Genomic DNA, 23,362 nt, shown 5'->3' on the forward strand with positions numbered 1-23,362 from the left:
TCTTTTGCGACCATGATTCCTTCACCAATGCGTTCCCCATTTCCTGCGGCAATCAATCATCTGCTCGCCCGCGAGCCCTGGGCGCGCGACAAGCTGGCACGGCATGCCGGCAAGGTTGCCGTCTTCGATGCCGGCGCCATTGCCGTGCGTCTCAAAATTGCCGCCGACGGCATGGTGCAGGCTGCCGCGCAGGACGAAGGGCCAAGCGTCACCATTCGCGCCCGCCTGTCCGACCTGCCGCTGATCGCCCAGAACCGGGAGCAAGCCTTTTCCTACGTGCAGATCGAGGGCGACGCCGACTTCGCCAACACCATTTCCCAGCTCACCCAGTCGCTGCGGTGGGAAGCGGAGGAAGACCTGGCCAAGCTGATCGGCGATGTGCCGGCGGTACGGGTAGTGGGCGGCGTGAAAGCCGCCATCGGTGCCGCCAGAGCCACGCAGCAGAAGCTGGCCGAAAACCTTGCCGAGTACTTTCTTGAGGAAAATCCCATGCTGGTCAGGCCGCGGACGGTTGCCGACTTTTCCGCCGAGGTGAACCGCCTGCGCGACGACGTGGAGCGGCTGGCCAAGCGCATTGAGCGCATGAAGGGAAGCCGCTGATGTTCTTCAAGGTATTGCGGCTTGCAAAAATCACCCGCGTGGCCCTCAAGTATGGGCTGGACAACATCGCCATGTCCGGACTGACCAGCCCGCGCATCGCCAGGCTGCTCGATTCACTGGTGTTCTGGCGCGACATCTCCACTCCGCGCGGCGTCAGACTGCGCCAGGCTCTGGAAGAACTCGGACCGATCTTCGTCAAGTTCGGCCAGGTGCTGTCGACACGGCGCGACCTGATGCCGCCGGATATCGTCGACGAACTCGCCAAGCTGCAGGACCGGGTGCCGCCCTTCGATTCCCAGCTGGCGATTGCCCAGATCCGCAAGGCGCTGGGCGCGCATCCCGACCACCTGTTCGCCAGCTTCGACCCGGTGCCGGTGGCATCCGCGTCGATCGCCCAGGTGCATTTCGCCACCTTGAAGGACGGCACCCAGGTCGCGGTCAAGGTGCTGCGCCCGGGCATGAAGCGCTCCATCGACGAAGACATCGCGCTGATGCAGGTTGCCGCCGGCCTGGTCGAAAAGCTGTGGGCCGACGGCCGCCGCCTCAAGCCGCGCGAGGTGGTCGCCGAGTTCGACAAGTATCTGCACGACGAACTGGACCTGATGCGCGAGGCCGCCAATGCCAGCCAGCTGCGCCGCAACTTCATCGGCTCCGACCTGCTGATGGTCCCGGAGATGTTCTGGGATTACTGCTCGACGTCGGTGATCGTGATGGAGCGCATGCGCGGCATCCCGATCTCGCAGATCGACAGGCTGGTGGCCGAAGGCGTCGACATGACGAAGCTGTCGCGCGACGGCGTGGAAATTTTCTTCACCCAGGTGTTCCGCGACGGCTTCTTCCATGCCGACATGCATCCGGGGAACATCCTGGTGTCGATCGAGCCTGAAACCTTCGGCCGCTACATCGCGCTGGACTTTGGCATCGTCGGCACGCTGACCGACTTCGACAAGGATTACCTGTCGCAGAATTTCCTCGCCTTCTTCCGCCGCGATTACAAGCGGGTGGCCGAAGCCCACATCGAATCCGGCTGGGCGCCGAAGGAAACCCGGGTCGATGAACTGGAGTCGGCGGTGCGGGCCTGCTGCGAACCCATCTTCGACCGGCCGCTGCGCGACATCTCCTTCGGCCAGGTGCTGCTGCGCCTGTTCCAGACCTCGCGCCGCTTCAACGTCGAAGTGCAGCCGCAGCTGGTACTGCTGCAAAAGACCCTGCTCAACATCGAAGGCCTCGGCCGCCAGCTCGATCCCGACCTCGATTTGTGGAAGACCGCCAAGCCCTACCTGGAACGCTGGATGGAGGAGCAGATCGGCTGGCGCGGCATGCTGGCCCGCTTCAAGGAAGAGGCGCCGCATTACAACAAGGTCATTCCGCAATTGCCGCGCCTGGCGCATCAATTGATGACCGCCAAGGTCGATGAGCCGCGCGAGAATGCCGAACTGCTGCGGCAGCTGATTGCCGAACAGAGGCGCACCAATCTGCTGCTCGGCTTCGCGGTGTATTTCGGCGGCGGCCTGGCCGGCGGCATCCTGGTGGCGCAGCTGGCCATGCGCTGGTATCACTTCCTGCACTGGTAATGAGCATGAAATTCGACAGCCGCGATCCGCAGGCGGCAGCATTCTGGTCGGAACGCTTCGAGAAGCAGTTCACTCCCTGGGACCGCGGCGGCGTGCCGCAAGCCCTGCAGGACTTCGTGGCGCGCTCGCCGCAGCCGCTTGCGACGCTGATACCGGGCTGCGGCACCGGTTATGAAGTCGCTTTTCTGGCGGAAGCCGGATGGGATGTCACGGCCATCGATTTTTCCGAGGCGGCGGTAGCCGCGGCCCGTGCCGCCACCGGCAAATGGGCGGACCGCATCCTGACCGCCGATTTCTTCACCTTCATGCCCGAGCATCCGCCGCAATTGATCTACGAGCGGGCCTTCCTCTGCGCGCTGCCGCCGGAACGCTGGCCTGCGATCGTGCAGCGATGGTCGGAATTGCTGGCGCCGGGCGCGCTTCTTGCAGGTTTTTTCTATTACGACAAGACCCCCAAGGGGCCGCCTTTCGGCGCAGCCGAAGACGAATTGCATCGTCTTCTCGCTCCGTATTTCAAGCGGATCGAGGATGCCGCCGTCGCGGACTCCGTGCCGGTGTTCGCGCAGAAGGAGCGCTGGCAGGTCTGGCGTCGGAAGTAGGCGACGCCAACGTCGGGATTTTGCTCAACAAGGAGAGCGCGCCGCTATAATGCCGCCAAACAATTTCTGCCGACCGTTCTTGATCAAGGATCGCCGATGAACACTCTGCTCTGGTTTGTTGTCCTCTACTGGGTAATTTCCGTCGGCATCGGCATCTATGCTGCCCGCCGCGTCAAGAATTCCAAGGATTTCGCGGTCGCGGTCGCGGGCAGGGCGCTGCCGATGTATGTCGTCACCGCGACGGTGTTTGCCACCTGGTTCGGTTCCGAAACGGTACTTGGCATTTCCTCCACGTTCGTCAAGGAAGGGCTGCGCGGCGTGATTTCGGACCCGTTCGGCTCCTCGCTCTGCCTGATCCTGGTCGGCCTGTTCTTCGCCCGTCCGCTGTACCGAATGAACCTCCTGACCATCGGCGACTTCTTCCGCAACAAGTACGGACGCACCGTGGAAGTCCTGATCACGCTGTGCATCGTGGTTTCCTATCTCGGCTGGGTAGCGGCCCAGATCAAGGCCCTTGGCCTGGTCTTCAGCGTGGTGTCGGGCGGCTATATCTCGATGGAGGCCGGCATGATCATCGGCGCCGGCAGCGTGCTGCTCTATACGCTCATGGGCGGCATGTGGTCGGTCGCCATCACCGATTTCCTGCAGATGATCATCATCGTGATCGGCATGCTCTACATCGGCTGGGAAGTGTCCGGCATGGCCGGCGGCGCCGGCGTGGTGATCGCGCATGCGGCCGAGGCCGGCAAGCTGGATCTCTGGCCGGAGCCGACGGGCAGGGAAATCCTCTGGTTCATCGCCGCCTGGATCACCATGATGCTGGGCTCCATTCCGCAGCAGGACGTGTTCCAGCGGGTTGCTTCGTCGAAGAATGAAAAGATCGCCGGCAATGCATCGGTGCTGGGCGGCGTGCTGTATTTCTGCTTCGCCTTCATCCCGATGTTCCTCGCCTATTCCGCCACCCTGATCGACCCCAAGATGGTGGCCGAGCTGATCGATGTCGATCCGCAGCTGATCCTGCCGACGCTGATCATGACCCAGGTGCCGGTATTCGCCCAGGTGATGTTCTTCGGCGCGCTGCTGTCGGCCATCAAGAGCTGCGCCAGCGCCACGCTGCTCGCGCCTTCGGTCACCTTCACCGAAAACATCCTGAAGGGGTTCCGGCCCAACCAGACCGACAAGCAGTTCCTGCTGACGATGCGCATCGTGGTGGTGATCTTCACCATCATCGTCACCACCTTTGCGATGAATACCGAATCGAGCATCTTCCATATGGTCGAGAATGCCTACAAGGTCACCCTGGTTGCCGCCTTCGTGCCGCTCGCCTTCGGCCTGTACTGGAAGCGCGCCACGCGCAAGGGAGCGCTGACCGCGATCGTCCTCGGCCTGGGCTCCTGGGTGCTGATGGAGATTGTCGGCGGGGAAGACGGTTACTGGCCGCCGCAGCTGGTCGGTTTCCTGTTCAGCCTCGGCGGCATGCTGGTCGGCTCGCTGATGACACGGCCCGAGCCGCAGCCGGTGGCGGTCTCCCGGTAAGCGAAGGCGCGGGTCTGGCGCCGCGGGGCCTTTTTGCTCCAGCTATCGCCATGAAACGGCAAAGCCGCGGGATATCCCGCGGCTTTGCCGTTTCATGGCCGGTCTGGCAAGACTGATGCCGGGCGTAAATCAGTCTGCTATGTCCGGACGAAAGCCTTTATAATTCAGGGTTTTGGATGATTTTTGCGGGGTTGTTCCATGCCAATTTATGCTTATCGCTGCGAATCTTGCGGTTTCGCTAAAGACGTATTGCAAAAAGTGTCCGATGCGCCGCTGACGGATTGCCCGTCCTGCGCCAAAAGCACATTTAAGAAACAGTTGACCGCGGCCGGTTTCCAGCTCAAGGGGACCGGATGGTACGTGACCGATTTCCGCAACGGCAGCGGCGGCACGTCGGCCTCGCCGACCGCTCCCGCCGCACCTGCCGCCGGAGCGGACAAGCCTGCTGCGAGTTCGAATTCCGGCTCCGATTCCGGCTCTGCATCAAGCTCCACCGGTTCGGGCTCGACCACCTCGACCACCTCCGCCACCTGACGAAAGAACGCGCCTGCGACGTCCACGGATAACAACAACCATGCGTAAATATTTTGTCACCGGCCTGCTGATCCTTGTTCCACTTGCAATTACCTTGTGGGTGCTGAACCTGATCATCAGCACGATGGACCAGTCGCTGCTGTTGCTGCCGGAACGCTGGCAGCCAAGGCAGCTGATCGGCTTCCATATTCCCGGCATGGGCACCATACTGACGCTGGTGGTGATTTTCCTGACCGGCTTGCTGACCCGTAATTTCATCGGCAAGAAGCTGGTGTATGCATGGGAACTGCTGCTGACCCGCATTCCCGTCGTCAATTCGATTTATTCGAGCGTCAAGCAGGTGTCGGACACGCTGTTCTCGTCGTCCGGCAATGCCTTCCGCAAGGCGATGCTGGTGCAGTATCCGCGCCAGGGCTCCTGGACCATCGCCTTCCTCACCGGCACGCCCGGCGGCGATGTGCGGAACCATCTGGTAGGCGACTATATCAGCGTCTATGTGCCCACCACGCCGAACCCGACCTCCGGATTTTTCCTGATGATGCCGCGTTCGGATGCCATCGAACTGGACATGACCGTCGATGAGGCACTGAAGTACATAGTCTCGATGGGTGTGGTGTCGCCCGAATACGTGGTCGCCGCCTCCAGAAACCTGAAGGCGGTTCCACCGCAAATCTGATAGCCGAACCCAAGCGTTTTTCCCGGGATCCCGATCGCGGCAGCTCATGAGGGCGGCACCGGGATCATCCCAAAGAATTTGAACTGGAAACTGATATGTCTATGCGAACCCATTATTGCGGCCTCGTCACCGAGGAGCTTCTCGGCCAAACCGTCAGCCTGTGCGGCTGGGTGCATCGCCGGCGCGACCACGGCGGCGTGATCTTCATCGACCTGCGCGACCGCGAGGGCCTGGTGCAGGTTGTCTGCGATCCGGATCGCGCCGACGTATTCAAGACCGCCGAGGCGGTGCGCAACGAGTTTTGCGTGCGCATCACCGGCCTCGTGCGCAACCGTCCGGAAGGCACCACCAACGCCAACCTGAAGTCGGGCAAGATCGAAGTGCTGGCGCACAACCTGGAAGTGCTGAACGCCTCGGTCACGCCGCCGTTCCAGCTCGACGACGACAACCTGTCCGAGACCACCCGCCTGACGCACCGCGTGCTCGACCTGCGCCGCCCGCAGATGCAGAACAACCTGCGCCTGCGCTACAAGGTTACGATGGAAGTGCGCAAGTTCCTCGACGCCAACGGCTTCATCGATATCGAAACGCCGATGCTGACCAAGTCCACGCCGGAAGGCGCGCGCGACTACCTGGTGCCGTCGCGCGTGAATGCGGGCAACTTCTTCGCGCTGCCGCAGTCGCCGCAGCTGTTCAAGCAGCTGCTGATGGTCGCCAACTTCGACCGCTACTACCAGATCACCAAGTGCTTCCGCGACGAAGACCTGCGCGCCGACCGCCAGCCGGAATTCACCCAGATCGACTGCGAAACCTCGTTCATGAATGAACAGGAAATCCGCGACATGTTCGAAGGCATGATCCGCGGCGTGTTCAAGAACGTGCTCGACATCGAGCTGCCGAACCCGTTCCCGGTCATGCAGTATTCGGAAGCGATGGGCCTCTACGGTTCCGACAAGCCGGACATGCGCGTCAAGCTGCAGTTCACCGATCTGACCGCGGTGATGAAGGACGTCGAATTTAAGGTGTTCTCCGGCGCCGCCAACATGGAAGGCGGCCGCGTGGTCGGCCTGCGCGTGCCGGGCGGCGGCGCGATGCCGCGCTCCGAGATCGATGCCTACACCCAGTTCGTCGCCATCTACGGCGCCAAGGGCCTGGCCTACATCAAGGTCAATGAAAAGGCCAAGGGCCGCGATGGCCTGCAGTCGCCGATCGTCAAGAACATCCACGATGCCGCGCTTGCGCAGATCGTCGAGCAGACCGGTGCCCAGGACGGCGACCTGATCTTCTTCGGCGCCGACAAGGCGAAGGTGGTCAACGATGCCATCGGCGCATTGCGCGTGAAGATCGGCCACAGCGATTTCGGCAAGAAGAACGGCCTGTTCGAAGAGACATGGAAGCCGCTGTGGGTGATCGACTTCCCGATGTTCGAGTACGACGAGGAAGGCCAGCGCTATGTCGCCGCGCACCATCCGTTCACCGCGCCCAAGGACGGCCATGAAGACCTGCTGGAAACGAATCCGGGCAAGGCGCTGGCCAAGGCTTACGACATGGTGCTCAACGGCTGGGAACTGGGCGGCGGTTCGGTCCGTATCCACCGCGCCGACGTGCAGAGCAAGGTGTTCCGCGCGCTCAAGATCGACGCCGAGGAAGCGCAGCTCAAGTTCGGCTTCCTGCTCGACGCGCTGCAGTACGGCGCGCCGCCGCACGGCGGCCTGGCTTTCGGCCTCGACCGCATCGTCACCATGATGACCGGCGCCGAGTCGATCCGCGACGTGATCGCCTTCCCGAAGACCCAGCGCGCGCAGTGCCTGCTGACGCATGCGCCGTCGGAAGTCGACGAGAAGCAATTGCGCGAACTGCACATCCGCCTGCGCAACGTGGAACCTGCCGTGAAGGCCTGACAGGCGTCGATCCGCGATTGGCCAGCAAGGAAAAGGCGCAGGCAACTGCGCCTTTTTTATTTCCGTCGCGGCGTGCTTCCGCCGCCAGCGGGGTTTGGGAAGCATGAACGCCGCTTCGGTTATCATTTCCTTGTCGCCACTCCGCGCAGTTTGCGTCCACGCATGCACAAGCCCTACAAAATTCCCGAATCCGTGCTGGTGGTCATCCACAGCCCCGAGCTTGACGTCCTGCTGATCGAACGCGCCGACAAGCCCGGCTACTGGCAATCGGTAACCGGCTCCAAGGATACGGAAGACGAGCCCTTGCAGGACACCGCCATGCGCGAGGTTTTCGAGGAGACAGGTATCCGCATCGTTGATGAAACTTCGGCGGAGCAGGGGGAATCCAACCGCGTGTCCATCAGCAATCTGAACAATTGGCAACTGTCGAACGTCTACGAGATCTATCCTGTCTGGCGGCATCGTTACGCGCCGGGCGTGACCCGCAATACCGAACATGTATTCGGCTTGCTCGTTCCGCGCGCCATCCCGATTGTCCTGGCGCCGCGCGAACACATCAACCTGCAATGGCTTCCCTATCAGGAAGCGGCGGACAAGTGCTTTTCTCCGTCGAATGCGGAAGCCATCCTGCAACTGCCCAAGTACGTTCGCCAGCAAGGAGCAGCCTGATGCGACCCGCCGCCTGCCGGCTTGCCGTTTCCGTTCCCGAAGGCAGGGCGGAAGCGGCAAAAGGGCGGACCGGCATTGTCACCTAACACGCAGAATGCATACATGAAACTCCGGATAGCGACATACAACATTCACAAGGGCGTCAGCTCCCTGCGCAGCATGCCGCGAGTGCATGCCCTCAAGCAGGCACTCGTTTCGATGGAAGCCGACATTCTGTTCCTGCAGGAAGTGCAGGGACGGCATGACAAGTTCGCCATGCGCCATGCCTCGTTATGGCCCGAGCAGGAACAGCATCACTTTCTTGCCGGCGACTCCCACCAGGCGGTGTATGGCATGAACGCGGTGTACGACCATGGCCATCACGGCAATGCACTGCTCAGCCGCTTTCCGGTGTTGTCCTCCACCAACCAGGATGTCTCCGACCACGCCTATGAATCGCGCGGCATCCTGCATTGCGTGGTGCAACTGCCGCAGACCGAGCTGCATTGCTACGTGATTCATCTCGGCCTGTTCTCACGCAGCCGCAAGCGCCAGACCGATGCGCTGATCGAAGCCGTCAGCACCTCATCGCCGCCGGACGCGCCGCTGATCATCGCCGGCGACTTCAACGACTGGACCAACCAGCTCAGCGACTCTCTGCGCAACCGCCTCGGCGTCACCGAGGTCTTCGACGAGAACCTGCCGTCGCGCGGCTTCGGCCTCTATCTGCGCAGCCTGAGCGGGCGCGGACCCAAGGTCAAGCCGGCGCGCACCTTTCCCGCCGCCTTGCCCTGGCTGCGCCTCGACCGCATCTATGTGCGCGGTCTGCATATTGAAAACGCGCAAGTCCTGCACGGACCGATGTGGGCCAAGCTGTCGGATCATGCGCCCATCGTCGCATCGCTCGCATTGAAATAAGGCAGCGTGCGGCATGCGCGGTAAAATTCCACGCAATGCCGCTGTCGGATTCCGGTCCTCGCCATGCGTCCCATCGAATTCATTGCACATAACCATGTCGCGCTTCTGCATCGCGGCATCGAGTTTTTCCCCGCGCTGATCTCCGCAATCGAACACGCGCATTCCGAAATCTATCTGGAAACCTACATCTTCACGCTCGATGCCACCGGCAGGCGCGTCACGGATGCGCTGCTGGCCGCGGCTGCGCGGGGCGTCACGGTCAATGTCATCACCGACTGGCTGGGCACCGGCCACCGGCAGTCGGTTGAACTGCGCAGGATACTGCGCGAGGGCGGCGTGCATCATCGCATCTTCAACAGCTGGTTTCATCGCGGCGTCGCGCGTACGCACCGCAAGATCTGCGTGGTCGACCGGGAAACCGCGTTTCTCGGCGGACTCAACATCAATGACGATCTGTTGTCCGACGATGGCTTCGAGACACCGCTGCCGGCGCCGCGCTGGGACTTCGCGGTGCGCATCTATGGGCCGCTGGTGGATGCCATTCACTTCGACATCCAGTCGCAGTGGCTGCTGCTGGGCGGCGTGAACCTGCGCTACCGCTGGGAGCGTTTTCGCGAGAGGCAGGCCAAGTCATCCACCGCCATCGATCATGCCGCGATGGCGGCGCTGGTGCTGCGCGACAACCTGCGCAACCGGCGCACCATCCAGCGCACCTATCTCAAGGCCCTGGGCAACGCGCGCCACAGCGCCTGGCTGGCCAATCCCTATTTCGCGCCGGGCCGCAAGCTGCGCGACGGCCTCGCCGCCGCCGCCAGGCGAGGCGTCAAGGTTACGCTGCTGCTCGGCGTCGGCCAGTTCCGCATCCAGGATGCGGTGGCCCATTCCTTCTATCCCAAGCTGCTCAAGAGCGGCGTGCGCGTGGTCGAATACCGGAAAACCCAGTTGCACGGCAAGGTTGCCGTCATCGATGACGAATGGGCGACGGTCGGTTCCAGCAACTGGGACGGGCTGAGCCTCTTCGTCAACCAGGAGGCCAATGTCGTCGTGCGCCAGCATGACTTCGCCCGTACCTTGCGCGGCCATATCGAGAATGCGGTGGAAGAGAGCGTGACGATACGGCCGGAAGACTTCGCCAATATTCCATGGCATCAGCGGGCCTGGTACGGCGCAGCCTATTTCCTGTACAAGAGCATCCTGCGCATCATCACCCTCGGCCGCTATACCGAGTAAGAAGACGGTTCAGCGTTTCGAAGCCCGCCATGCGGCGGCCAGCCGCTTCATCGCACCGCGTATCTCGGCGGGTGCGAGCGCGCTGAATCCCATCACGAAGCCTTGCCGGGCATGCGGGCCCAGATACAGCCGCGACAGCGGCGGCAGATCGATGCCGGCGTCGGCCGCGATGCCGGACAGGTTCCGGTCGGTGTTGCGCTGGTCCGGCAGCAGGCAGCTCATCTGCAGTCCGCCGGCAGCCGAACCGGGAAGCAGGCGGCCGCCGAGATGACGTTCCAGTTCATCGAGAAAGATGTCGCGCCGCGCCCGGTACAGTTCGCGCATGCGCCGCACATGCGCCATGAAATGTCCGTCCTGCATGAAGTCGGCGAGCACCGCCTGCGTCAGCGGCGAGGTATGGCCGTCGATCTGGCTGCGTCCGGCGACGAAGGCCGGCACCAGCGGCTTCGGCACCACCAGGTAGGCGATCCTGATGCCGGGAAAGAGCACCTTGGAAAAGGTGCCGACGTACAGCACGCGCTGGTGGTGGTCGAGGCCATGAATGGCGGCGATCGGCCGGCTGTCATAATGGAATTCGCTGTCGTAATCGTCTTCCACGATCCAGGCCTGCTCGCGCCGCGCCCATTCGATCAGCTGCAGCCGCCGGGGCAGGCTGAGCGCCATGCCCAGCGGATACTGGTGCGATGGCGTGACATAGGCCAGACGCGCTTGCGGTGCCAGGCGCAAGGCTTCATCAACCCGCATGCCCTCGCCATCGACCGGCACCGGGACCGCCGTCGCGCCGGCGCCTGAAAATGCCGTCTGCGCTCCCCGGTAGCCGGGGTCTTCCAGCCAGACCTGGTCGCCGTCATCGAGCATCATCATCGCCACCAGCGTCAGTGCCTGCTGCGAGCTGGTCAGCACCAGCACCTGCTGCGCGTCGCAATCGACGCCGCGCGACAGCGACAAGTATTGCGCAATGGCTTCGCGCAGCTGCGGCAGGCCCTGGCGATCGCCGTACATCATCCAGCGCTGCGGCGCATGCCGCGCGTGCCGTGCCAGCAGACGCTGCCAAGTTGCGGCGGGAAAGGAGTCCAGTGCCGGCATGCCGGCGGAAAAGGCGCGCACTTCCAGCGCATCGACACAGCCGCCCATGTCGGCAATCCGCTGTCCGCGCCCCGACAGCAGCATCTGCGGCGCAGCCTGGGGCAGGGCGGCTTTCCCGCGCGGGGAACCGGGGCCGGAAACCGGGCGGGCGCTGGCGCTGCTGACGAAACTGCCGCTGCCGGTGCGTCGCTGCAGATAGCCTTCCTCCTCCAGCTGGGCATAGGCGGCTTCGGCCGTGCTGCGGGAGAGGGAAAGATCCGACGCCAGCGCGCGGGTCGAAGGCAGGCGGTCGCCCGCCTGCAGCGTGCCGTCCATGATGGCGCTGCGGATGGCGCGGTAGAGCCGGCCGGAGAGGCTCGGCTGCCTGTCGTGGTTCTGCTCGAGCAGCGTGAGCAATACGCCGCTCAGCTTGCGGCCGGATGCTGGCATGGAAGGTCCAAGTGGTCTGTTGTCATGTTCGGAAATGGTCTGCCCGTGCAAACCAATCGCAGGTAGGATGATGGCATGGATTCAACATCAACGACAGGGAAGGAAAGCCCGATGCAGCAACAGCTCCAGCACTACCTCGACAAGCTCGCCTACGAGATCGACTCCTGGGATCTCAGCGTGGCGCTGAAGGCCGGCGACAGGCTGATCGTCATCGATACCCGCGCGCCCGAGCTGTATGCGCGGGAGCATATTCCCGGCGCGATCAACCTGCCGCACCGGACCATGTCCGAGGAAACCACCCGGGGTCTCGACCGCGATGCGCTGGTGGTGAGCTACTGCGACGGCATCGGCTGCAATGGCTCGACCAAGGGCGCGCTGAACATGACGCGCCTGGGCTTCAGGGTGAAGGAACTGATGGGCGGCCTCGACTGGTGGAAGCGCGACGGCCATCCGACATCGGGGTCGCAGGGCTCGCAAGGCAATAGCGAGATGATGTGCGGATGCTGACGGGTAGGGAATTGTTAGGGCGGCGGAGCCCCGGATGGTCCGCCGCGAAAGCCGATGTGGGCGATTCCGGAAGGCTATGCTCTCTTGCGAAGGCAGGCGAGCAGCGGGCGGATAAGCAGTGCGCCGGTTGTCGAGGCAACCAGTGCGCAAACAAGCGTAACCGCCAGTTCAATGTCGGAAGCAAGGCCTGGATTCTGTCCGCTTTCAACCCGGCCATTGATCCAGGTCCAGATGGATTCCGACATGCTGGTTGAAAGCCACCAGCGTGTGAGCAGACCGGCACACAGTAAGACAGGGAGCAGGACGGCCATGCGCTGCAGCAGCTTCATCTGATCACCAGCCGGCCATAGGCTTTCAACTTGGTACCAGGCACGCTCACCGGTTTTGCGCTGGTGAGAATTGCCCGGAGCTGCATAAAATCGGATTCCCTGTCGACGACCACGCAACCTTCGCTGCGCCCAGTGACTCCTTTGGGATGAAGTCTGAAATTGCATCGCCTGACCTCGTTGCAGAATGTTTCGTCATCAATGTGGTGATCCGCTGCATAGAGCGCAAACCAGTCATTTCTCCCATTTAACATATCCCTTATGGGGCCGAGCAGCCCGCCGGACTGCCGGTCGAAAATATAGTAAGTTCCCGGCGGAATAGGGCCGCTCCCTCTTACGCATGCCACGGCGCGTCGATTAGCGTTATGTCCTAATCCGGAAAATGCCGGATACGATATGGCACCGATACAAAAAGCACTCATCGGGTGATTGTTTAGCTCGAAGCTGCATTGAAACATCATTCCTCCTTCAATACAGAGCGGATGCGGATGAGTGTACGGTCACCGCGACCTGTCTTGTGGGCACATGGCAGCATTGCTTGTCGCTTGCATGACCTGCCCACGCTCCTTCGCCCGTTTTGCCATGCATTCCAAAACAAGCCGGTTCTTTCGCACACCTGTCCGAAATCCGCTCCAGCGTTAATGCCATTGATGAATGTAAAGTTCATGAATGCCAGGATAGAAAGCGCATGTTAGAAGGATAGTTGCTAAAGTGTCAATTCTTTACCTGCTACGGCACATTGCCTGCGGCCTCTCCGCTATCCGCTTCCGCCATCACCCAGTCGCAGAACGCCTTCACCGCCGGCCGCGCTTCCGCTTCCGGCGGCCGCAGCAGATGGAAGCGGTAGGGCCCGCGCATCCTGTGCGGCAGCAGGCGCACCAGCCGGCCGCTGCGCAGGTCTTCCGCGATGAAGGGCTCGGCCGCGAGGGCCACGCCCTGACCGTTGGCCGCCGCTTCCAGCGTCAAGTAGGTGTGCGAGAAGCTGGGGCGGTTGCTGCCGGCGTAGCGCACGCCGAAATGCTGCAGCCAGCCCGGCCACAAAATCTCATCCGGTATGCGCGGCTCCAGTTCATCATGCAGCAGCGGATGGCGGAGCAGGTCCGCCGGTTCCTTCACATCCGGCGCCGCCGCCTTGAATGCCGGGCTGCAGACGGCGGAAAACCATTCTTCCATCAGCACGTCGGCCTTGAGGCCGGGATAGGGGCCGGTGCCGAGCCGTATCGCCACATCCACGCCTTCATTCAGGAAATCGACCGGATGCAGCGATGCCAGCATCCGCATGTCGATCTCGGGATGCCGCTCGCGCAGGCGGCCCAGCCTCGGCAGCAGCCAGCGCGACACCAGCGAAGGGACGGAGGTCACGGTGACCACGCGCTCGTCGCCCTGGCGCCGCGCCGCTTCCGACGCCTCGGCCAAGCCGTTGAGCAGCGGACGCAGCGCCTGCGCATACTGCCGCCCGGCACTGGTCAGCACGACGCCGCGCGGCAGGCGCTGAAACAGGGAAATGCCCAGCCAGGCTTCCAGCTGCTTGACCTGGTGCGCAATGGCGCCGGCGGACACGTGAAGTTCCTCGCCAGCCGCCTGGAAGCCGCCATGCCGGGCTGCCGCCTCAAAGGCGCGCACGGCTGGCAGGGGAGGTAGGCGATATTGCATGATGGCTCAAAATTTTTGGGGCAGACCAGCAAGAATATTGGTTTGTGGCATGGGAGGCAAGCCACTAGACTGCAGCAACGTCCATGAAGATCACCCCCAAAACCATTCGCCCTGAAAGCCCGCGCCCATGTCCCGCAATACCGCCATCGCTCTCGTCCTCCTGTCCGCCCTCGGTTTCGGCAGCATGGCGCTCTTCGCCCGGCTCGCCTATGACGCCGGCGTCAGTCCGAGCATGCTGCTGACCTTGCGTTTCGCCATCGCGGTGGCACTGCTGGCGCCGCTGGTCTGGCTGCGCCGCGCCGCATTGCCGCGCGGACGCACGCTGGTGGCCTTCGGCCTGATGGGGCTGCTTTATACCGGCCAGTCGCAGGCTTACTTCACTGCCCTGATGCATGCCAGCAGCGGCCTGGTCGGCTTGCTCCTGTACACCTATCCGGTGCTGGTGACCATGCTGGCGGTCGCTCTCGGCAGCGAGAAGCTTGACCGCCGCACGATGCTGCTGCTGTTCACGGCGGTGTCCGGCATGGCGGTCATGCTGGGCGGCGATCTGCAGGGGCAGCCGCTCGGCATCATTCTCGGCCTTGCGGCCGCCGGCATCTACGCGGTCTATATCCTGCTGGGCGGACGCATCACGCAGGGCGTCGATCCCTTGGCCGGCACGCTGGTCATCATGAGCGTGGCCTGCCTGGGCAACGGCGGCTTCGCGCTGGCCAGCGGCGCGTCCTTGCCGCCCACGCCGACGGCCTGGATGGCGATTGCCGCCATCGCCGCGCTGACGGCGGTTGCCGTCTCGACCTTCCTGATCGGCATCCGGCACGTCGGGCCATCGCAGGCCTCGATCATTTCGACGCTGGAACCGGTGATCACGCTCTGCCTCGGCGTGGCGCTGCTGTCGGAATCGGTCAGCGCGGGGCAGCTGCTGGGCGGGGCGATGGTGCTGTTCGCCGTCATCCTGCTTGCCATGCGCACCCGCGTCGAGGCGGGGCAGCCGGCGGCGGGCTGAGCCGGAAAGCCTGCCGGCGGGAAGCCGCTGGCAGTTTCAGAGCGGTTATACTGGGCGCGTCTTCCCGCACAGCCCCTCCCATCAACATGCTCTTCGACTTCGTCCTGCTGGACAAGCTGCGTGCCGCGCGGCATATCGCCATCTTTTCCGGTGCTGGCATGTCCGCCGAAAGCGGCATTCCCACATTCCGCGAGGCACACACCGGTTTATGGGCGAAATACCGGCCGGAAGATCTGGCCACGCCCGATGCCTTCCTGCGCGACCCGGCCACGGTATGGAACTGGTATGCATGGCGCCGCGACTTCGTGCGGCAAGCCCGGCCCAATCCTGGCCATCTGGCGGTGGCGCGGCTCGAGAGCCTGGTGCCGAAGGTCACGGTAATCACCCAGAATGTCGATGGCCTGCATCAGCGCGCGGGCAGCGGCAATGTCATTGAATTGCACGGCAGTATTCTCGAAACTCGCTGTTTCGACTGCGGGCAGCCCGCCGAGGACGCTGCCCTTGCCGCAGCCGCCCCGGTGCAGGGCGAAACGCCGCCGCGCTGTGGCCATTGCGGCGGCCTGCTGCGGCCGGGCGTGGTCTGGTTCGGCGAATCCCTGCCGTCCGCCGCCTGGAACCGCGCCTCCGATGTGCTCGACGATGCCGACGTCTTTTTCTGCATCGGCACTTCCAGCCTCGTCGAACCAGCAGCCAGCCTGCCGCGCTATGCGCGCTCCTGCGGCCGTACCGTGATCCAGATCAATCCCGAAGCCACCAGCCATGATGAGATTGCACAATACATCCTGCGCGGCAAAGCCGGCGAGGTGATGCCCGAACTGCTTGCCGCCGCCTGGCCGCGCGCATAGCGACAGCCGCCTGCAGGTTCCTTGAAAGGAGACAGTCATGCCCACCGACGAACAGTCCATACGCGATCTTTTCTCGGAGTGGCAGAGCGCTTCCGAGGACGGCGATCCGGATCGCCTGGCAACGCTGATTGCCGACGACGTGGTGTTCCTGACACCGGGGCAGCCGCCGATGCGCGGCAAGGAAAGCTTTCTGGCCGCCTTCCGTGAAGGCATGCAACATTACCGCATCGAATCCGAAGGCGAGATCAGGGAGCTGCATATCCATGACAAGCTTGCCTATTGCTGGACGCAGCTTTGCGTCACCGTGACGCCGCGCCGCAACGGCCTGCCGATGCGGCGATCCGGACCCATCCTGACGGTACTGCGCAAGGAGGCCGACGACGCCTGGGTTATCGTGCGCGACGCCAACATGCTGACTTCCCAGCCTGCCACGAACTGAAGACATGAAGGCAGGAACTTAAATGCGCCATCGGGGTTCTTCCTACTGTTCAAGCCATCGCTGGTTTTGCAGAGGAGAAGCTTATGAATGTGCAACAGCAGGTTCATGAAGAATTGCAGGAAGTCGCGCAGCTGGTGGTGGAAATCAAGTTCGCGATGATGACCACCGAGGAAGAGGACGGCACCCTGCGCAGCCGGCCGATGTCGACCATGCAGATGGACGCCGCCGGCAACCTCTGGTTTTTCACCGCGCTCGATTCGCCCAAGGTTGACGAGGCGCATCATCACCGCCAGGTCAACCTGAGCTATGCGCGTCCCGACAAGCAGGACTACCTGTCGGTCTCCGGCGTCGTTGAAGTGGTGCGCGACAAGGAAAAGATGCGTTCGCTCTGGACGCCGTGGATCAAGCCCTGGTTTCCCAACGGGCTGGACGATCCCAATCTCGTGCTGCTGAAGGTGGCGATCACCGAAGCCGAGTACTGGATGGCGCCGGGCAGCGCGGTCAAGCGCATGTACGGCCTTGCCAAGGGCATCATGACCGGCAACACCGATGCGCTCGGCGACAACCGCAAGGTCGTCATGTAAGGGCAGGGCGCCTGCCGACGAATGCAAACGAGGACAGCATGAAACAGCCATCCGAAAGAAGCAGGCGCCGGGCATCCGGCGCCATCACCGGCAACAGCCAGCCGCAGCTCCTGCTCGACAAGTTGGGCGAGCGGCTGGCGTTCGAGCGCAGCGGCGTCCAGTTCTACGATGCGCTGATTGCGAAGTTCGAGGCTTCGCAGGACAGCTCCACCAGCATGACCCTCGCCGACTTGCAGAAGATACGCCAGGATGAGGCGCGCCATGCCGACATGCTGGCCGCGGCCATTGCCGGCGCGGGCGCCGAGCCGGGAGCGCAGACGCCGTCGGCGCAGCTGGTCGGCATCGAATCGCAGGGCCTGAAGCAGGTGCTGGATGATCCGGACTCCACCATCGCGCAATCGCTGCATGCGCTGCTGGTGGCCGAGATGACCGACAATGCCGGGTGGGAGCTGCTGATCGCACTGGCCGAAGACCATGGGCAGATGGCGCTGATCAGCGAGTTCAGCGTGGCGCTCGACGAGGAGCGCGCCCATCTCATGCAGGTGCAGAACTGGTATGAGGAAGCGACCATCGGCAAGGCCGTCTCGGACGGTGCGCTGATCGATGACGTGAGCGACATGAATCCCTCGTCGTCGCTGCATTGAGCCCTGTAGTCCGTAGTCGCCTGCCCGGGCGCCTGTCACGATAACGCCTATTGCGGCGGCGCGCCGCCCGGTTCGCTCAGATAGGCCACCAGCTGCCTTGCCTGCGCCGACAGCTGATCGAGATCGCGCACGCCGAGCCGGAGTTCGCGCGTCGCCCAGGGATCGTCAAGGGCGATGATCGCGGTCGCGGCATCAGCCTGATGCCGCCGCGCCACCGCTTCCGGCAAAACGGCAAGTCCCACGCCCTGCGCCACCAGCTGCGCCAGCGCGAAAAAGCTGGGAGTGCGCACGCGCATGGTCAGCGGCCTGCCGAGCAGGGTCGCCCTCTCTTCCACGAAAGCCTGCAGGGCCCGCTCCCTCGGCATGCCCACAAACGGATAACCGAGCGCCTCGCGCAGCAGGCAATGACCGCGATCCGCCAGCGCATGGCCGCCGGGCACGAACAGGACCAGCCGGTCATGGCGAAAGGGCAGCGTCATGATGCCGGTCAGGGAAATATTTCCATCCAATACACCCAGATCGACTTCATCCGCGAGCAAGGCGTGCAGAACCTGCGCGCTCGGCTTTTCCTCGATCTGCAGGTCGACTTCAGGGAAATCGTTCAGGAAGGGGCCGAGCGCCGGCGGCAGGAAGGTACTGCTGGCAACCGTATTGGCCGCGACTCTGACATGAACGCGGCGCTGGCCGGCCAGGGTCTTGAGCGCATCATCAAGCTGCTGCGATTCGCCGACGACCCGGCGTGCATGATCGAGCGCGATCCGCCCGGCGGGCGTCGGCGTCATGCCGTCGGCGTGGCGCAAAAACAGCGGCAGCCCGATGCGCTGTTCCAGCAGGCGCAATCGATTGCTGGCCGCGGACAGGGCGAGCGGGAAAGCGGCGGCCGCGCGGCTCAGGCTTCCGGTATCGGCAATAGCCATCAACAAGCGCAGATCCGTCAGATCGAAGTGCATGCCTTCTCCATCGACGAAGGGTTGCTACAGAAAATACGCATTTTAGCAGCCGTGTCTTCGCGGCAGAATAAGCCTCTTGCTTGCAACCGGATGGATGATGTTCAAAACCCTGCCACATGCCGCAACCGCCTGGACCCGGGATGGCCGGCTTTACGCCTTCCTTGCCGCCGCCGGTTTTTCCCTGAAGGCCATCTTCGTCAAGCTGGCGTACCAGTCGCATCCGATTGAACCGCTCACGCTGCTCGCGCTGCGCATGGCGTTCGCCCTGCCCCTGTTCCTGTGGCTGATCTGGAAGAGCCGTACCCCGGACAGCCGGCCGCTGTCGCGCGGCGATGCCGGACGCATCTGGATGCTGGCCCTGCTCGGCTATTATCTGTCCAGCCTGTTCGACTTCCATGGCCTGACCTATATCAGCGCCGGACTGGAGCGCATGATTCTTTACCTGTATCCGACGATGGTGCTGCTGCTAGACGCCTGCCGCACGCGCAAGGCGCCGTCCGCGCGCACCTGGCTGGCGATGGCGGTGTGCTATGCCGGGCTGGCCATCGCCTTCGGTCACGACCTGCGGCAGGCCGGGCAGGGCATCGATGTGCTCAAGGGGGCGGCCTGGGTGTTCGCCAGCGCCGTTACCTACGCGCTCTACTACCTCGGCACCGGCGACATGGTCAAGCGCATGGGCTCGATGCGGCTTGCCGGCCTGGCCGGCAGCGCCTCCTGCGCGCTGGTGCTCGGGCACTTCCTGCTGTTCGGTCATCCCGGGGAATTGCCGCAGCTGCCGGCCGACATCTATGGCTGGTCGCTGCTGATGGCGGTGCTGTCGACCGCCTTGCCGATCTACTGGCTGGCGCTCGCCATCCAGCGCCTTGGCGCGCCGCAGGCCGCCGCCGTCGGCACGCTCGGCCCGGTGCTGACCGTGCTCGCTGCCTGGATCATGCTGGATGAATCGCTATCCTTGCTGCAGCTTGCGGGCCTTGGCCTGGTGATGCTGGGCGTCACCCGCCTGAAACCGGCAGGCCCGGCCCGGCCGGCGGCCGCATCGCCCATGCCAGCCGCTCCTGCCGCGCCTTTGACGCCTCCGGTGCCTTCAACGCCCCAGGCGCGCCCGTCATGAATCGGAGAACCGCATCATGAGCCTTGCCGTCGCGCTGGTCTTCCTGCTTGCAGGATTCGTCAAGGGCGTGATCGGCCTCGGACTGCCGACGGTGGCGGTCGGGCTGCTCGGCCTGTTCATGGCGCCGGTGCAGGCGGTCGCCCTGCTGGTGGTGCCTTCGCTGGTGACGAACGTCTGGCAATTGCTGGCCGGGCCGGGCTTTCTGGCATTGACGCGGCGCCTGTGGCCGATGCTGCTGGGCTTTTGCGCCGGTACCTGGGCGGCGGCGCTCATCCTGGGGGCGGATGCCGGCGGGCAGGCGGGCAGGATGCTGGGCATTGCGCTGGTGGCCTATGCGCTCTACGGCCTGAGCAAGAAACGCCTTTCGGTATCGCCGGCGCAGGAACGCTGGCTGTCGCCGCTGGTGGGCATCGTTACCGGTCTCATCGCCACCGCGACCGGCGTGTTCGTGGTGCCGGCGGTGCCTTACCTGCAGGCTCTGAACCTGGAAAAGGAAGAACTGGTGCAGGCGCTCGGCCTGTCGTTTACCGTATCGACGATAGGCTTGGCCGCCGTGTTGATGGCGCAGGGGAATTTCCAACTGTCGCTGGCCGGCGCCTCGCTGGCTTCCCTCATTCCCGCGCTGGGCGGCATGTTCATCGGCCAGTGGGTGCGCAGCCGGGTGCGGGCGGAGACATTCCGGCTGCTCTTCTTCGTCGGGCTGCTCCTGCTCGGCGCGCACCTGGCGCTGCGCTGACCGCGCTCGGGCTGCGGGTCAGATGCGCAGCCAGGAGCCCTTGTAGATCACCGGTCCGCTCGGCGCATTCGGATTGGGCGAGCCGCCCTTGGGCTCCAGGCTGATGGCCAGTACCGGCACCGTTTCCGGCGTCGCGTTTTCCGGCAGCGGCAGCGTCACCGTGCCGTTCGCGGCGACCAGGCCGAGCGAGCGCGGCGCGCCTTCCTTCGGCACGGCCCACAATTCCAGGCTCTTGTCGGCCCCTACCTGCTGCTGGGTGACCACCTTCACCGTCATCTGCCGCCGGCGCGCGTCGCCGGTGATCACCATGACAGTCTGCGCTTTTTCATCCGCCAGGGTAGCGACATAGTTGGCCGCCGGCGCGGCGAAGTCCGGCGCCCTGGTCAGCAGTACGGTGGCAAGGATGGTGGCCAGCGCCGTCGAAGCCATGCCGAGCCCGCGCCAGAAACCGAGGTCTTCGCGCAAGCCGAGCCAGAAGGACTTGCGCGCCTGGTTGACCCGCACGCTGCGCAGGTCGAGCTGCTTTTCGATCGCCGCCCAGACGGCGGGCGAAGGCTGGGCGGCCGGAGCGAATTCGGCCATCGGATGCAGCCGGTCCTGCCATTGCGCCACCGCCTGCCGCAAGCTCGCGTCATTGGCCAGCCAGCTTTCGAAACGGCGGCGCGCGCCGCCGCGCAGCGTGCCGAGCACATATTCCGCAACCAGTTTCTCGCGCAACTGCGCGTTGGTTTGAAGATGCCGCAGATTCATGCGCCCTCCAGCCTGGACAGACAGTTGCGCAGCCGTTCGAGGCCGCGGCGGATCCAGGTCTTGACGGTGCCGATCGGCAGCGTCATCTGCTCGGCGACTTCGCTGTGCGACAGGTCGTGGTAGAAGGCCAGCGCGATCGCCTGCCGATGCAGTCCCTCAAGGCGCGACAGGCAATGCGCCAATGCCTTGGCATCGCCGCTCATCTGCAGCGCATCGAACGGCGTTGGCGCGGTGCTTTCCAGTGCTTCCATCACATCCTTGTCGAAAGTATCGGCATCGATTTCAACGGTGTCATCGAGGCGGCGCAGCATGTCGAATGCCTTGTTGCGCACGATGGTGGTCATCCATGTCATCGGCGCAGCGAGGCTTTCCTGATAGGTCCCGGCGTTGTTCCAGATATTGACGAAACTTTCCTGCAAAACCTCCTCAGCCAGTTCCTTCTTTACCAATATACGCAAGGCAAAGCCAAACAGTTTCGCGGAAGTGGCGTCATAGAGGGCGCGGAAGGCGGCGGCGTCGCGCCGCGCCACGGCGGCGAGATGGATCCTGAGCTGCGCATTGAGGTTGTCGTTTGACAATGTCCGGCCCGTCCGAGGAAGAATGAAGCCTTGCGGCAATAAGCGCTGATTATAGTATGCGCAACTCTTGCATCGCGATACGGCTCCAAGAAAGTCCCGGAGCGCAGGCATGGACAGGCCATTCCGGCAACAAAAGACTTGTTTGTGCCTTTACATATTGCGGTGCAAATGGAAAAAGCACGTTCACGCTATAAAATGCAGGCTTGTTACCTGCATATACATCTAGATAATGTCAGAATCCGTCCGCATCGATAAATGGCTCTGGGCCGCCCGCTTCTTCAAAACCCGCTCGATGGCGACCGACGCCGTCGACGGCGGCAAGGTACGCCTGAACGGGGACCGCATCAAGCCGGCGCGCAGCGTCAAGCCCGGCGACACGCTCGACATCGACAATGGCTCGACCGAATGGGAAGTCGTGGTGAAAGACCTTGCCGACAAGCGCGGCTCCGCCGCCATTGCCCAGACCCTGTACGAGGAAACCGAACGCAGCATTGCCGAACGGGATAAGAAAGCGGAACAGCGACGCTTTTTCCGCGAACCGGGAGAGGCGATCAAGGGCCGGCCGACCAAGCGCGACAGGCGCCTGATCGACAAATTCTGATCCGCTGTCGCATGCGGAAACCGGCTGCGCACGTGCTGCGCAGCGGCTTTTGCTGCACCGCATGACTAGAATTCTCCCTCTAAGTTCCTGTTTGACATTTATACTACGGTAGATAATAGTACGAGCGTTCGCTTCAGGTTATATGCCGATTACGCCGTGCTGAATTTTGAAATTTTTGATAGGGCACCACTGTGGCAACCAACATGACCGACTCGACAACCAAACTGATGCGCAAGGGCGAGCTGACCCGTGCCGCGATTCTCGATGTGGCACTCGACCTCGCCAGCCGCGATGGACTGGAAGGCCTGACCATCGGTTTGCTTGCCGACAAGATGAACATGAGCAAGTCGGGCGTGTTTGCGCATTTCGGGTCGCGTGAGGATTTGCAGATTGAAGTCGTGAAGCTGTATCACCACCACTTCGAACAGGAAGTGTTCTATCCCAGCATGAAAGAACCGCGCGGCTTGCCCCGCCTGCAGGCGATGTTCGCCCGCTGGGTCAAGCGCGTGTCGGTCGAGATCGCATCCGGCTGCATCTACATCAGCGGCGCCGTCGAATATGACGACCGCCCCGGTGCGATCCGCGAAGAGTTGGCCGGCATGGTTCGCGCATGGAAAAACGCCCTGCGCCGCTGCGTCGTGCAAACCATCGAGATGGGGCATCTGTCGGCCGATACCGATCCCGACCAGCTGGTCTTCGAGACGTACGGCCTCATCCTTGCCCTGCATCACGATGCGCGTTTCCTGAAGTTGCCCGGCAGCGTGAACCGCGCCGAAGTCGGGTTTGAACGACTGGTCAGGAGTTACCAGAATCCGCAGTCCGTTTCCGAACAGGACGCGGCTGCAAAACCGAATCCCAAATCCGCTGTCAAGTAGACAGCCTAATCCGTTCAGACGTCAGGAGA

Annotated in this window: 27 protein-coding genes; 20 read left to right on the plus strand and 7 right to left on the minus strand. The window is 63.3% G+C overall.

Annotated features, from left to right (window positions below; all coding sequences use genetic code 11):
• Positions 1 to 27 precede the first annotated feature (27 nt).
• The 10 genes from FH061_RS10095 to FH061_RS10140 all read left to right on the plus strand — a co-directional run bounded on the left by FH061_RS10095 (position 28) and on the right by FH061_RS10140 (position 10,216).
• A complete protein-coding gene (locus FH061_RS10095; protein ID WP_225984581.1) occupies positions 28 to 600 on the plus strand; it encodes a ubiquinone biosynthesis accessory factor UbiJ in 573 nt (190 codons plus the stop codon).
• The gene (ubiB, locus tag FH061_RS10100; RefSeq protein ID WP_151635543.1) at positions 600 to 2,174 is read left to right on the plus strand and encodes a ubiquinone biosynthesis regulatory protein kinase UbiB; all 1,575 of its coding nucleotides are present in this window, start codon (positions 600 to 602) and stop codon (positions 2,172 to 2,174) included. The genes FH061_RS10095 and ubiB overlap by 1 nt, the downstream gene beginning before the upstream one ends.
• Positions 2,175 to 2,179: 5 nt before the next feature.
• Positions 2,180 to 2,773, plus strand: a complete 594-nt coding sequence (locus FH061_RS10105; protein WP_225984582.1) for a methyltransferase domain-containing protein — start codon at positions 2,180 to 2,182, stop codon at positions 2,771 to 2,773.
• A 96-nt stretch (positions 2,774 to 2,869) separates the two neighbouring features.
• Positions 2,870 to 4,309, plus strand: coding sequence for a sodium:solute symporter family protein (locus tag FH061_RS10110; protein WP_151635547.1), 1,440 nt, complete (start codon positions 2,870 to 2,872; stop codon positions 4,307 to 4,309).
• A 198-nt stretch (positions 4,310 to 4,507) separates the two neighbouring features.
• On the plus strand, positions 4,508 to 4,843 hold the full coding sequence (locus FH061_RS10115; RefSeq protein ID WP_151635549.1) for an FmdB family zinc ribbon protein: 336 nt from the start codon (positions 4,508 to 4,510) through the stop codon (positions 4,841 to 4,843).
• Between the two features lie 40 nt (positions 4,844 to 4,883).
• Positions 4,884 to 5,519: a DUF502 domain-containing protein gene (locus FH061_RS10120; protein WP_151635551.1), complete on the plus strand. Its 636-nt coding sequence runs from the start codon at positions 4,884 to 4,886 to the stop codon at positions 5,517 to 5,519.
• A 95-nt stretch (positions 5,520 to 5,614) separates the two neighbouring features.
• The gene (aspS, locus tag FH061_RS10125; protein WP_151635553.1) at positions 5,615 to 7,420 is read left to right on the plus strand and encodes an aspartate--tRNA ligase; all 1,806 of its coding nucleotides are present in this window, start codon (positions 5,615 to 5,617) and stop codon (positions 7,418 to 7,420) included.
• Positions 7,421 to 7,582: 162 nt separating this feature from the next.
• Complete coding sequence (gene nudB / locus FH061_RS10130) at positions 7,583 to 8,089, plus strand: dihydroneopterin triphosphate diphosphatase (RefSeq protein ID WP_151635555.1); 507 nt, start codon at positions 7,583 to 7,585, stop codon at positions 8,087 to 8,089.
• 102 nt (positions 8,090 to 8,191) lie between these two features.
• A complete protein-coding gene (locus FH061_RS10135) occupies positions 8,192 to 8,986 on the plus strand; it encodes an endonuclease/exonuclease/phosphatase family protein (protein WP_151635557.1) in 795 nt (264 codons plus the stop codon).
• A gap of 63 nt (positions 8,987 to 9,049) precedes the next feature.
• On the plus strand, positions 9,050 to 10,216 hold the full coding sequence (locus FH061_RS10140) for a phospholipase D-like domain-containing protein (RefSeq protein WP_151635559.1): 1,167 nt from the start codon (positions 9,050 to 9,052) through the stop codon (positions 10,214 to 10,216).
• A 9-nt stretch (positions 10,217 to 10,225) separates the two neighbouring features.
• On the opposite strand, the gene pdxR is transcribed toward FH061_RS10140, so the two are convergent.
• On the minus strand, positions 10,226 to 11,731 hold the full coding sequence (pdxR, locus tag FH061_RS10145; protein WP_225984583.1) for a MocR-like pyridoxine biosynthesis transcription factor PdxR: 1,506 nt from the start codon (positions 11,729 to 11,731) through the stop codon (positions 10,226 to 10,228).
• Positions 11,732 to 11,842: 111 nt separating this feature from the next.
• Between pdxR and FH061_RS10150 the strand changes: the two genes are divergently transcribed.
• A complete protein-coding gene (locus FH061_RS10150; protein ID WP_151635561.1) occupies positions 11,843 to 12,238 on the plus strand; it encodes a rhodanese-like domain-containing protein in 396 nt (131 codons plus the stop codon).
• A 74-nt stretch (positions 12,239 to 12,312) separates the two neighbouring features.
• Here FH061_RS10150 and FH061_RS10155 read toward each other — a convergent pair whose 3' ends face one another.
• The 3 genes from FH061_RS10155 to gcvA form a co-directional block, all read right to left on the minus strand.
• Positions 12,313 to 12,567 carry a hypothetical protein gene (locus FH061_RS10155; RefSeq protein WP_151635563.1) on the minus strand — a complete coding sequence of 85 codons (255 nt, stop codon included), beginning with the start codon at positions 12,565 to 12,567 and terminating at the stop codon, positions 12,313 to 12,315.
• Positions 12,564 to 13,022: a DUF2778 domain-containing protein gene (locus tag FH061_RS10160; protein ID WP_151635831.1), complete on the minus strand. Its 459-nt coding sequence runs from the start codon at positions 13,020 to 13,022 to the stop codon at positions 12,564 to 12,566. Before FH061_RS10160 ends, FH061_RS10155 begins: the two co-directional genes overlap by 4 nt.
• 271 nt (positions 13,023 to 13,293) lie before the next feature.
• Positions 13,294 to 14,217 carry a transcriptional regulator GcvA gene (gene gcvA, locus FH061_RS10165; RefSeq protein ID WP_151635565.1) on the minus strand — a complete coding sequence of 308 codons (924 nt, stop codon included), beginning with the start codon at positions 14,215 to 14,217 and terminating at the stop codon, positions 13,294 to 13,296.
• 127 nt (positions 14,218 to 14,344) lie between these two features.
• On the opposite strand from gcvA, the gene FH061_RS10170 reads away from it, so the two are divergent.
• From FH061_RS10170 to FH061_RS10190, 5 genes are all read left to right on the plus strand, one after another.
• Positions 14,345 to 15,220, plus strand: a complete 876-nt coding sequence (locus FH061_RS10170) for a DMT family transporter (protein WP_151635567.1) — start codon at positions 14,345 to 14,347, stop codon at positions 15,218 to 15,220.
• Between the two features lie 86 nt (positions 15,221 to 15,306).
• Complete coding sequence (locus FH061_RS10175; protein ID WP_151635569.1) at positions 15,307 to 16,065, plus strand: SIR2 family NAD-dependent protein deacylase; 759 nt, start codon at positions 15,307 to 15,309, stop codon at positions 16,063 to 16,065.
• A gap of 37 nt (positions 16,066 to 16,102) precedes the next feature.
• Positions 16,103 to 16,504 carry a YybH family protein gene (locus FH061_RS10180; RefSeq protein ID WP_151635571.1) on the plus strand — a complete coding sequence of 134 codons (402 nt, stop codon included), beginning with the start codon at positions 16,103 to 16,105 and terminating at the stop codon, positions 16,502 to 16,504.
• Positions 16,505 to 16,587: 83 nt separating this feature from the next.
• Positions 16,588 to 17,088 carry a pyridoxamine 5'-phosphate oxidase family protein gene (locus tag FH061_RS10185; RefSeq protein WP_151635573.1) on the plus strand — a complete coding sequence of 167 codons (501 nt, stop codon included), beginning with the start codon at positions 16,588 to 16,590 and terminating at the stop codon, positions 17,086 to 17,088.
• 38 nt (positions 17,089 to 17,126) lie between these two features.
• Positions 17,127 to 17,732 (plus strand): ferritin family protein, encoded by a 606-nt coding sequence (locus tag FH061_RS10190; protein ID WP_151635575.1) that lies wholly within the window; start codon positions 17,127 to 17,129, stop codon positions 17,730 to 17,732.
• Between the two features lie 47 nt (positions 17,733 to 17,779).
• On the opposite strand, the gene FH061_RS10195 is transcribed toward FH061_RS10190, so the two are convergent.
• Positions 17,780 to 18,682 (minus strand): LysR substrate-binding domain-containing protein, encoded by a 903-nt coding sequence (locus FH061_RS10195; protein ID WP_151635577.1) that lies wholly within the window; start codon positions 18,680 to 18,682, stop codon positions 17,780 to 17,782.
• A gap of 94 nt (positions 18,683 to 18,776) precedes the next feature.
• Here FH061_RS10195 and FH061_RS10200 point away from each other — a divergent pair, with 94 nt between their 5' ends.
• Together FH061_RS10200 and FH061_RS10205 are read left to right on the plus strand one after the other, a co-directional pair.
• Positions 18,777 to 19,793: a DMT family transporter gene (locus tag FH061_RS10200; protein ID WP_225984584.1), complete on the plus strand. Its 1,017-nt coding sequence runs from the start codon at positions 18,777 to 18,779 to the stop codon at positions 19,791 to 19,793.
• 16 nt (positions 19,794 to 19,809) lie between these two features.
• Positions 19,810 to 20,529: a sulfite exporter TauE/SafE family protein gene (locus FH061_RS10205; protein ID WP_151635579.1), complete on the plus strand. Its 720-nt coding sequence runs from the start codon at positions 19,810 to 19,812 to the stop codon at positions 20,527 to 20,529.
• An 18-nt stretch (positions 20,530 to 20,547) separates the two neighbouring features.
• Here the strand turns inward: FH061_RS10205 and FH061_RS10210 are convergent, their stop codons facing one another.
• Positions 20,548 to 21,279 (minus strand): anti-sigma factor, encoded by a 732-nt coding sequence (locus FH061_RS10210; RefSeq protein WP_151635582.1) that lies wholly within the window; start codon positions 21,277 to 21,279, stop codon positions 20,548 to 20,550.
• Entirely contained in the window at positions 21,276 to 21,857 is a 582-nt protein-coding gene (locus FH061_RS10215) for a sigma-70 family RNA polymerase sigma factor (protein ID WP_225984585.1), read from the minus strand. The genes FH061_RS10210 and FH061_RS10215 overlap by 4 nt, the downstream gene beginning before the upstream one ends.
• 229 nt (positions 21,858 to 22,086) lie before the next feature.
• Here FH061_RS10215 and FH061_RS10220 point away from each other — a divergent pair, with 229 nt between their 5' ends.
• Both FH061_RS10220 and FH061_RS10225 read left to right on the plus strand, forming a co-directional pair.
• A complete protein-coding gene (locus FH061_RS10220) occupies positions 22,087 to 22,458 on the plus strand; it encodes an RNA-binding S4 domain-containing protein (protein WP_151635585.1) in 372 nt (123 codons plus the stop codon).
• Between the two features lie 227 nt (positions 22,459 to 22,685).
• On the plus strand, positions 22,686 to 23,333 hold the full coding sequence (locus tag FH061_RS10225) for a TetR/AcrR family transcriptional regulator (RefSeq protein WP_151635833.1): 648 nt from the start codon (positions 22,686 to 22,688) through the stop codon (positions 23,331 to 23,333).
• Positions 23,334 to 23,362 lie beyond the last annotated feature (29 nt).

Origin of the sequence: Noviherbaspirillum aerium (assembly GCF_008929045.1) — a bacterium.
Classification (GTDB): Bacteria; Pseudomonadota; Gammaproteobacteria; order Burkholderiales; family Burkholderiaceae_D; genus Noviherbaspirillum; species Noviherbaspirillum aerium.